Here is a 10,206-nt window from a genome sequence, read left to right as displayed (position 1 = left end):
AGTGATGTCGAGCACTTTGACTGGTCGTCCCATGGTTTGCCTCTGCCTGAAAATGCACTCCTCAAAGTAGACTATAACCACTCATATAAATTCTATTTATTTTTGTTAAGGGACACTAGCATTGATGAGGTGCTAAAAGATGAGTTTTAAATCCATTCAGAAACTGAGCGTTGCTCGTACGTTAAGCACGGGCGCACGGGTAGCAGTCGGCGTGTTGGCGCAGAACCGGCAAGGTGTTTTGTGGCGCGCGCGCATGGCTGGCGCTCAAGCGTTTTGACTGTATCGCGGATCAAACCGCTGTAGGCAATAAAATGAGTGCAGGCCGTCTTCATATGCACAGTGCTTGTGGGCTGCTGGATGCGGATTTCCGTGATTATATTGACTTGATCAAAGCGAGCCGTCATCTGTGTAAATCACCCGCCGCAGGACAATTGCAATTTCGCCGCGCTATATTTAACCTGCTGGCATCTAACCAAGACGATCACAGTAAAAACTGGGCTTTTTTTGCAGTCGGACGATGATCAATGGCAGCCAGCACCCTTTTACGATGTCACTTATAGCCCGCACCCGTTTAACGAACACGCCACCGCCTTTGGTGGTTATGGTAAAGCGCCTCCAATGAAAGTCATGCAGAAGCTCGCCGCGAGTGCTGGCTTTACCAATTGGACCGAAGCTCAGCAAGTCGTTGAAGAGGTGTCTGAAGTACTCAGCCAATTCGCTCATCTCGCACGCCAACAAGGGATCAGTAACGCGACAGTGTCCGCGCTCAATAAGACATTGAATCAGCGCAGACAGGAAAACGCGGCGTTTTTTTCACAAGGATAATGCTTTAAGATGGCCTGCGCGTGCTGCATAGCCGGAATGAGGTTGTACTGGTATACACGAAAGGTAGTTGGCTCTTTGCAAAGAGCGATTCAATTTTTAATAAAGGCTCTGAAAGAATAAGAGAACTCAATAATGAAACTCGGTCGTAACGATCCTTGCCACTGTGGCAGTGGTAAAAAATATAAGCGTTGCTGTATGGACAACGTATCCAAGCAGCATGCGCAAGTATTTGATGGTGTCGAAGCTATGCTGGCTATGAACCCGGATTTGACCCCCGATGAACTCGACGTCGCTTTGCAGCACAAAGTACAGGATCGCAATAATCAACCTCATCCAGATTTTTGTGGTGTGACTCCGACGCAAATGGCCAATTGGCTCTATGCGTCTTTTGATGAATTACAGTGGGTGACAATCAGTACGCCAGACGACCTTTCTGCAAGCCCTGTGATGCGCTATTTAGCACTCATTCTCGATGAATCAATGGAGAATAATGGTTCATTTAAAGCAACCAGTAAAGGCAACTTACCAGCTAAATTAGTCAAGCAGGCCAGTGAGTTATTACCTGGGTTTGCCGTCTCTCAGTTTCCAATAAATATCAGCATCAGCGAGTTTGCTGGCAGTAATGAAGATAAGTTCAATGCGTTGCACTACACACGAGTTTTGGCCGAAATTAGCGGCATTATTTACCGACGCAGCGGCCGTTATCATGTTAAAAAGTCAGCTCAAAAACAGTATCAGGCCCAAGGTATACAGGCATTCTTCAAACTTATGCTAGAAGCCGCAATCAGAAAATATAACTGGGGATATTTAGACGGTTTTGAGCAAGATGTCGATTTGCGTACCTTTTGGCTGTTTATGTTGTGGCGTATACAAAGCCACAAGAGCGTGGATGATCTTATTGAAGAGGTGGTGACGGCTTTCCCCGATGTGTTATTGGCATTCTCTTCAGACGATTACGTCTCACCTGAAAGAAATTTGAGTGCGTTAATCGAATCAAGATTTATTGAGCGATTTTTACAGTTTTGGGGATTTATCATCATCGATCCAAGACGTTATTTAAAAGGTGAGCCTGTCGCCAGAATGGTTCAGGTACAGCCTTTGTTAAAACAAACTTTTCAATTCACCATTAACACATAGCAAGGTCACCGTGAGCGAATATCAATACTATCGATTCGAGCGTCTGGATGAGTGTTTAGACAGTAAAGCGCGCCAAGCACCCGCTGTGTCAGCATAGTTGATGAGATGGACGCTCCCCAAATATGAGGAGCGTCCACATGACTGATATTAGTATCATCGCTATCGACCTGGCAAAGTCCGTTTTCCAGATTTGCATCGTCTCCGGGCAGAACAAGGTATTGAAGCAACTGCGCCTCAGTCGTGAGAAATTCAGGCACTGTTACTCAGCTGAACGCCTATGAAACATTATTCAATATTCTGGATCTGCTTGTGGAGTAGTGGCCTAGACCACAATAAAATTAATAAGTTATCGAAAAGAAACCGTTCAAAAATGCCTGTTTGCCCACCAAACTGCCCACCACTAGCCTATGGCTTTTACTGAATCTTAGTGGTGAGCAATGGAAAAACAGTGCCGCTTACACGCTGCCGTTAGGGTTAAAAAGTAGCAGTTTTGAAAAGTTTTATCGAGCAGAGCTTGGCATTTTTTCGCTTGTTCTATGCGATAGGTATTAGCTGGCAGAAGATAACTGATTCATGACGCGTCCTCGTCGAGCATGTCCAGTAGATCCAAGGCTTTTTTTTGGAGCGTCAGGCAGCCATTCTGAATCTTGATCTGCTTGCGTAGCCGGTCGTTCTCTTGTTCGAGCTGTTCGATACGTTTTTGATCAGCGGTCTTCTTCGGCGCGGGACCTGGGGCGGATTTTTTCAGACCATCCAGCCCTCGCTCATCCCGTTCCCGACGCCATTGAGACAGTTGATTGGAATACAATTTTTCACGGCGCAGCAGTTCCCCTAACTCACCATGCTGGCAGGCCTCGGCTTGCTGGATGATGGATAACTTGTATTCGGTACTGAAGGCTCTGCGCACCCGCTTTTCCAGTGCGGGACTGGGTTCAACTTTGGGATTAGCAGTGGTAGCAGGTTTTGGCATGGTCATTCTCCTGAGCGCCCTGATTTGGATGTTATCTCAAAATCCACTGGCTCAGGCTTAGGTTGACATACAGGGTACTCGACTAGATCGAAACTACACTTTTACGCGCTTAAAAATGTAAAATTACACACTTTAATGCGCGTAAAATTGTGAATTGGGTTATGGTATAGGCAGTTAACAATCTGAATTGCTGGGAAATGACAATGCAGCGCAACTTACTCAATGCCCTAATTGCATGGAAAAACCAACCTATGCGCAAGCCATTATTGATCGATGGTGCGAGGCAAACGGGTAAAACGTATCTGCTCCAAGAGTTGTTTGGTAACACCTTTACCAACATCCTTCGTATCGACTTTCTTGAAAATCCCGCCTACAAAGAAGCGTTCGATGGCTCACTGTCACCTGATGAGCTATTAATGAACATTGAGCTTTTGACCAATCAGGCGTTCAACCCAGAAACCGATCTGCTGATATTAGATGAAATTGGCGAATGTGAACGTGCCGTTACTTCGCTTAAGTATTTTGCCGAAAAAGCACCGTCTTATTTTGTCGCAGCCAGCGGCTCGAATATTGGTTTACTCAACACCTTCCCTGTGGGCAAGGTAGAACAATACAATTTACGACCACTGACCTTCCAAGAATTTATTTACGCATCAAACGAGCAAGCACTGATCAAAGCGTTTGATAGTCAAGCAAGCACATCGGCTGTGCACACTAAATTGATGGATAAACTAACAGACTATTTTTTTACCGGTGGTATGCCGGAAGCCATTTCTGCTTGGTATCGGTTTAAAGGTTCAAGCATTTTAGAGCGTGTTGAAAAAGTCACTAAAATTCATGCCGATTTAGTTGAAGGTTATCGCCGCGATTTTGGCAAGTACGCTGGCAAGGTCGATGCCACACTGATTGAATCGGTATTTAATAGCATTCCAGCACAGCTATCAATTGTCAGCGATGAGTCCGTTAAACGCTTTAAATTTAAGCATGTGCATGAACGTAAGTCTCGTTATAGCGATTTTGAAACCGCGATCCATTGGCTTAACTGTTGCCGCTTAGCCTTGCCAAACTACCCTATTGAAGGGATGCCGAAACCGCCTCTGGCGGCCTATAAAAAAGAGAATATGGTTAAGCTGTTTATGTTTGATGTGGGCCTGCTCAATCATATGCTAGGTAGTAGTTATAAAGAGATTAAGCAACAAAAATATGAATACAAAGGCTATGTGGCAGAAAACTTTGTGCAACAAGAGCTCACTGCCATTGGTGTTGACCCAAGTTATTCATGGAATGACGCACGCGCCGAAATCGAATTTATTTTGGCAACAGATGAAGGTGATATCATCCCTGTTGAAGTCAAAAGTGGCAAACGTACAAGAGCAAAATCGTTGGCATCCTACGTTGAAAAATGTGCTCCAAGTAAAACCTTTAAGTTAACTGGCACACAAGGCTCATCAGCGTTAGAACAAACCAATATCGTGATGCCTTTGTATTTCACGCAATATTTATCACAGAGATGGTAAAAGCGCTTTGCCTAGAATCCCGAGGTCTACACAAAGTTACTTTAAGAGTAACAATCTGTAGACTTTGAGGGGACATATATAGACGCTTCCCCAATATCAAGGATGACTTGGCCCTGACACCTGCCATATGCCCTTGATTTATTTCCTGTTGTTAACGGCCATTTAAAGTGACCCACCTCTGGCCATTAATTTTGATCCACCTTCGCGTGGCCTTCTGGCCACTTTAACCCTAACGTTCCCGGTTTTTCTGACCGGGAACTCACGTGAAGGACTGGATTGTGATTCATAAAATCAAAGCGCTACACGACAACGGCAATGGCCTGTCCATTCGAGCCATCGCCCGAGAACTCGGGGTTTCCCGCAACACGGTTCGCAAGTACCTCGATATGAATGAACCGGCGGTTGATCAGCAACAACAGAACCCGGAACGCTTGAAGTCGCTCGATCAGTACCGCGATTACCTGCAACTCTGGCTGCAGCGTTATCCCAATCTCAGTGCCGTCAAACTGATGCGTCGATTGCGTGATCAAGTACCTGATCTGGCCGTGCCGGATCGCACCATCCGCCGCCTTGCCCTGAACAACGGCAACACTCGCGCAGAGCCGTGCAGGATTAAATAGATGGCCATTGACATGCTGTATGAATAACCTGTTTTGCTGTGAGTTTTACCATGTTTACTTCATAGTTGCTGAAATAATGGCGGGTGCAAAAATGGCTGCCCACCACCGATTTGCTTATTGAATCAGCAGCTAACCTGTTGTGGTGGCGAGTTAAATGCGAAAATTGGGTAACTTACTGCCCACCAATTTGCCCACCACTCAAATGGTAGTTTGTAACGGATATCTGCAAACCGATTTGGACGGGGAAAATAAAAAAGCCCTGCATTTACAAGGCTCTTCACCAGGAAATACAGGGCATTTAAGACATTCTTGGACGGGTAACTTTCTACCCAAGAACCTATTCGATGTTTTGGATTTGCTCGAAGAATAATAATTTAAAAGTCTTTAAAAACAGATGCTTGCCTTAGTTTTTGCATCGATCTTCACCCAATACTACCCATTTTACTACCCATGGATAGAAACTTTATCTCTGATCGGCCCAATCGGTTACTACCCATGATTATAAACTGGGATAAGTGGGAAACTGGGAATTTCTGATCCTTTTCCGATTTACCAACACCTTGTCTCAACCGAAAAAACCTGCTGGCAAGTCTAGCAAGAGCGCGGCTCCCGATGCACCACTGCGAATAGATCGAAGTTTGTACTAACAGAACAAACCATTGATTTTATTAGATATTTTTTGATTTTTCTCTTGCATATTTGAAACTTCGTGCGAGTATTTTAGAAATCGCAGGAGTTCAAAATGACCAAGTTGAAGACCATTTGTTTTGCTGTAACTACAGCCGTGCTCGCGGGTTGCGCTGCCATGCCTCGACAATATGACGACGAATCATCCCGCGCACTGAATCTGGCCCGTTCCGGGGGCATCTACGACCAGGACCTGCGGGACTCACCAGACGGCACCCGCTCTTATCGCAAAAGCCTGGTGATGGGCGCCCTCGACCTGGCCAGTCTGGCTACCTCATTAGATGCACCACTCCGTCATCTTACGGGCACCCAGACACTGCTATTTAACGCCACTGACATCATGATGACGCCGGACAACCCTTCGGCGCGACCCAGCCTGATGGGCTGGATGCCGGAATCACTGGCGGCGAACGAGGATGACGCCTATGACCACTATGTTGCAGTCGTAGATGAGGCCATCACCCAGGCCGCCGAGTCGATGGCGATAAATGTAACGAAGCTCACAGACGTGAAGACGCCGGAGATTGATGGGAACCCGCTCATGCTGTGGTCGGTAACAGTCGAGTGATATGGCTGTGCCGATAGCAACTGCATCATCGCCTATAACATCCAACAACCGAATCACTGGAAGACACCAAGCTATGTCATCGGCCGTGAAGCAGCCAGTTACAACATCGCTGCCAACCATCCCGAGAAATATTCCCGACTGGTATTTCGGCAGTCCGGCCATGAACTCACCTTTCCTGTAGATGAATTCTATGGCGCTGTCAGCGCCGGCATGCCTCCCTGGATAGTGATGTACTTTCCACCGAACACCGTGATCCAGGACGGCGAGCCGCTCCCCTATCCGGTGTTGTATGAACAGGGCCAACAGCTGATGTTCAGGGAGCCCGACCATGAGTGACTGGCACGATGAACTTGAGTTGGCACTGCTGCCGCTGGAGGACCTGAGAGTCGATAGCGTCTACATGACTTTTGTGATCAGCAATGCCCTGACCGAGCGAGGCATTTTCCATCAATGCCGGATCGGATACGCGGAGGACCGACTGAGCCGAATGACCACCGCTCCCCATTGCTGGGTCGAGCTCGAACAGGGCTGGTGTATCGATCTCCGGCTGAGACAGTGGCTGGGTGATGAGGACGACCTCCCTCATGGCGTATTCCAGCCAACCAACTACCCGCGAGCTCGATACCAAGGCACTGCGTTGGTGGTTCCACACCTGGACGTGGAAGATTTGAGGGCGATGACGAACGATGCCTACAGCAAGGTGAAACCGCCGTGGCTGGCCGGGCAAGCCGCAGCGGCCTGACGCCGGGAAAAACTTGCATTTTCTCAGGTTCTGGTAGCTTCGAAGTAAAGAACTATCGGGGACTGAGGCCATGGTAAGAGTGGCAAAAATCGTAACAGTGGGGCTCGCCGGGATCGGCGTTGTGGAGCTCGCCTTTAGGGGTACCGATGCAGCGCTTTACGCATGGTATTTATTGTTCGTGCTCTGGGTGGTCGCACTGTTCATTCGCTTCGCACTGGCCGTAGTCGATGCCTACAAGACGGTTTTCGCCAAGGGACCCGATGGGGAAATGACGTTTCCTGAATTCGAACAAAAGATGGCGTCGTTCAGTCGAGGCAGTGATGAGGAGGCAACCGGCGCGGGCAACAAGGCAACTTCCGGCAATGGGAGCAATGGCGGTACAGAGGGTTTCTTCGATGACGGCAGAATCAATCAGATTTATCGAGCGGACGATCCGTTCGGGGAGTTTCTCGACTCTTGAGGTGGTTCCTTATGGGTACAGATCAGGAGAACCAGGTGTTCGAGCCGGGTAATGGCCACCAGAACCACCTAAACCAGACCGGCCAGAGAGAACCACTTATAACAGACTGAGGAACCGACGATGTTTATTCGAGCCTACCTGCGGGCATCCACGCAGGAACAGAACGCGGAGCGAGCCCGGGAGTTACTGGTACAGTTCGCAGCCAACCACGGTCAGCGTATTGCCGCTTTCTACGTGGAGAATGTGTCCGGCGCTACCCTGCACCGCCCCGAGCTGATGAAACTAATCGCAGATTCTGGCGAGGGCGACATCGTTCTGGTCGAACAAATTGATCGGCTGGCTCGCCTCAAACAGAGTGACTGGGACTCCCTCAAGCAAAAGCTGGCCGCCAAGCGGTTAGCCATCGTCTCCCCGGAATTACCGACCAGTTGGCTCGCCCTGGAAAAGAAGGACGACACCGGTTTCACCGACTCCATTCTACGAGCGGTCAACGCCATGATGCTCGACATGCTGGCTGCCGTGGCCCGCAAAGATTACGAAGACCGTCGGCGCCGGCAGTTCCAGGGCATCCATAAAGCAAAAACGGAGGGTAAGTACCAGGGGCGGCAGCCAGACCTGAAGCGCAGGCAACACATCGCCAGTCTTCTCAAGAGCGGCCACAGCTACAGCGAAATACAGGAGATTCTGAGCTGCTCCCGGCACTTGATTGCGTCTGTCGCCAAAGAACAAAGACAGGCCGATGCTGCGGCCTGAACCAACAAAGTGCCCTGAAAGGGCAATCAACTATTGGAGACCTGAATATGCTGAACCTAGCTGCCACACTGATTGCATTTCTGAGCTTTGTCGCGGTCGTACTTTTTATCTGCGTTATGGCCTACCGCAACGCCGATCGGCTGGAAGCGTTCCTGGAGCGAAAGTTCCGAAAAAGATCACCCCGACACAATGGCGATCTGAAATAAATTCGGGGCAAACCGGTGTTCTTGCCCAAAACGGGCAGTTTGAGAGCCGTGCCTACTGCGTCGTCCATGGCAGCATAATCGTGAAGTCGATATGAGGTTATGCACATGACGGACAAAACAGCCAGGCTTCCCGAAAACTTTCTATTTTTGCTGGAACAGGAAGAAAAGCGGAGGCAGCTGCGGGAGGACGCGGGGCTTCCGGCTCTCACAATACTGATCGACGCCGCTCACTGCGGTGGTGGCCAGGCCCGGCATATCCGGCGATTCCTGCTTGGCCTATATAACGCCAGTCACTGGCCATTCGAGCTGAACCGGCTGAGGGCCTTGGATGCGGAACTGCAACAGGCTGCGTTGCAGGTTCTGGCGCTGGATTGGAATGGCCGGGAGGTTCACACCTATCTGCCGGGTGGTGATGAGTTGTTTCAGGCTTGGTGGGAGCAGGAGTCGAAAGCGTGATACGCTTGCTGCACTATATTGATCGAAACCTCCCCAGCCTCGTACCGGGTGTTGTGCGCCCAATGTGTCAGTCGGATGTGTGATGGAGCTTCATTGGACCTCCTGCAGAATCCGATCACATTCAGAGATTACATACTCCGGAATTGTATCAAACCTTGCAGGATCAAGCTGGCAAATAAACTCATTCTCAATATGATATGTTTCATTGATAAACTTCTGAACAACAGAATTCTCAATATCCAGATCTAACAGGCGAAAAATCTGAAGTTTTTCATAACCATTCTCGGAATCTCTATAAAGCGACGTCAGCGCATTGATATCAGTAACTCGATTCAAAATGTCAGGGTATGAAAATCCGTTCAGAAAGCCCGATATTTCATTGCATCCATTGGAGAACTTAGCAGGCGCCATTTCCGGATAATTGTTATCTGCCCCCATGGGTTCTCTGGTATCAATTGCACGCCCTCTCTTGTGCAGAATATTGGAGAGTACTTGATAAGCATCTCCCTTGTCGTCAGAAATTTCAAAATGACGTCTCATGTAAATCAGCTTGATAACATCATCCTTGTCAGAGGCGAGAGCATTCTTGCAAATCTGGGAAAAGGTTTGCATATCCTCTTTTCTGATTACATATTCGATTAACTGGCCAGCTTCAAGCCTCAGAAACGATGCCGAAGTCTGATTGCTGAACTTATGCGCAAGAGACTTAATGGTATCGATAATTGGCTCCACATCATGTGTAAGCATCAAAACTGTTTTATTCTTCAAGCATGAATCAGCTTTTCGACGGAAAAGCATTTCGAGAATGGCATACTTTTTGTTCTTGTCAAATGACGAAATTGGGTCATCCAGAATGATCAAGTCCGGTTTTCTTGACAGACACTCATACATGAAAAGAACGATGGCAAAAGCATTTCTTTCACCAAAACTGAGGTGTTGGCTTCCGCCGCTGAGATATTCCTCGTGATCGGCATGTCTCAGTTTCAGTTGTGACTGTTCGCCTTCACCTACTATCTCAACCTTATATCGGTAACCTGCATATGAGAGAAAATTGTTAATGTCGATCTGATGCCCCTGTATGTCAACCTAAGCCTGAGCCAGTGGCTTTTGAGATAACATCTAAATCAGGGCGCTCAGGAGAATCACCATGCCAAAACCTGCTACCACTGCTAATCCCAAAGTTGAACCCAGTCCCGCACTGGAAAAGCGGGTGCGCAGAGCCTTCAGTACCGAATACAAGTTATCCATCATCCAGCAAGCCGAGG

General features: G+C 48.2%; 11 protein-coding genes and 1 pseudogene. 10 read left to right on the top strand and 2 right to left on the bottom strand.

Annotated features, from left to right (window positions below; translation table 11 throughout):
- Positions 1-242: 242 nt before the first annotated feature.
- The 3 genes and pseudogenes from WG929_RS20630 to WG929_RS20620 all read left to right on the top strand — a co-directional run.
- Positions 243-825: pseudogene (locus WG929_RS20630) on the top strand (type II toxin-antitoxin system HipA family toxin); the annotation flags it as partial.
- Between the two features lie 132 nt (positions 826-957).
- Positions 958-1,962: a YecA family protein gene (locus tag WG929_RS20625; RefSeq protein ID WP_416207570.1), complete on the top strand. Its 1,005-nt coding sequence runs from the start codon at positions 958-960 to the stop codon at positions 1,960-1,962.
- A gap of 137 nt (positions 1,963-2,099) precedes the next feature.
- A complete protein-coding gene (locus WG929_RS20620; protein ID WP_416207569.1) occupies positions 2,100-2,243 on the top strand; it encodes a hypothetical protein in 144 nt (47 codons plus the stop codon).
- Positions 2,244-2,533: 290 nt separating this feature from the next.
- Here WG929_RS20620 and WG929_RS20615 read toward each other — a convergent pair whose 3' ends face one another.
- Entirely contained in the window at positions 2,534-2,932 is a 399-nt protein-coding gene (locus tag WG929_RS20615; RefSeq protein ID WP_416207568.1) for a transposase, read from the bottom strand.
- A 203-nt stretch (positions 2,933-3,135) separates the two neighbouring features.
- On the opposite strand from WG929_RS20615, the gene WG929_RS20610 reads away from it, so the two are divergent.
- From WG929_RS20610 to WG929_RS20580, 7 genes are all read left to right on the top strand, one after another.
- Positions 3,136-4,449 carry an ATP-binding protein gene (locus WG929_RS20610; protein WP_416207567.1) on the top strand — a complete coding sequence of 438 codons (1,314 nt, stop codon included), beginning with the start codon at positions 3,136-3,138 and terminating at the stop codon, positions 4,447-4,449.
- A gap of 263 nt (positions 4,450-4,712) precedes the next feature.
- Positions 4,713-5,069, top strand: coding sequence for a helix-turn-helix domain-containing protein (locus tag WG929_RS20605; protein ID WP_416207566.1), 357 nt, complete (start codon positions 4,713-4,715; stop codon positions 5,067-5,069).
- 742 nt (positions 5,070-5,811) lie between these two features.
- Positions 5,812-6,324, top strand: a complete 513-nt coding sequence (locus WG929_RS20600) for a hypothetical protein (RefSeq protein WP_416207565.1) — start codon at positions 5,812-5,814, stop codon at positions 6,322-6,324.
- A gap of 328 nt (positions 6,325-6,652) precedes the next feature.
- Positions 6,653-7,066, top strand: a complete 414-nt coding sequence (locus WG929_RS20595) for a hypothetical protein (protein WP_231664585.1) — start codon at positions 6,653-6,655, stop codon at positions 7,064-7,066.
- Between the two features lie 70 nt (positions 7,067-7,136).
- Positions 7,137-7,526 (top strand): hypothetical protein, encoded by a 390-nt coding sequence (locus WG929_RS20590; RefSeq protein ID WP_265366300.1) that lies wholly within the window; start codon positions 7,137-7,139, stop codon positions 7,524-7,526.
- A 120-nt stretch (positions 7,527-7,646) separates the two neighbouring features.
- Positions 7,647-8,279 carry a recombinase family protein gene (locus WG929_RS20585; protein ID WP_141068081.1) on the top strand — a complete coding sequence of 211 codons (633 nt, stop codon included), beginning with the start codon at positions 7,647-7,649 and terminating at the stop codon, positions 8,277-8,279.
- 311 nt (positions 8,280-8,590) lie between these two features.
- Positions 8,591-8,941, top strand: coding sequence for a DUF7673 family protein (locus tag WG929_RS20580; RefSeq protein WP_416207564.1), 351 nt, complete (start codon positions 8,591-8,593; stop codon positions 8,939-8,941).
- Positions 8,942-9,031: 90 nt separating this feature from the next.
- Here WG929_RS20580 and WG929_RS20575 read toward each other — a convergent pair whose 3' ends face one another.
- Entirely contained in the window at positions 9,032-9,922 is an 891-nt protein-coding gene (locus tag WG929_RS20575; protein ID WP_416207571.1) for an AAA family ATPase, read from the bottom strand.
- Between the last annotated feature and the right edge of the window lie 284 nt (positions 9,923-10,206).

This window comes from Oceanobacter antarcticus, assembly GCF_044962685.1.
Classification (GTDB): domain Bacteria; phylum Pseudomonadota; class Gammaproteobacteria; order Pseudomonadales; family Oceanobacteraceae; genus Oceanobacter; species Oceanobacter antarcticus.
This window is presented reverse-complemented; position numbering and strand designations above follow the sequence as displayed.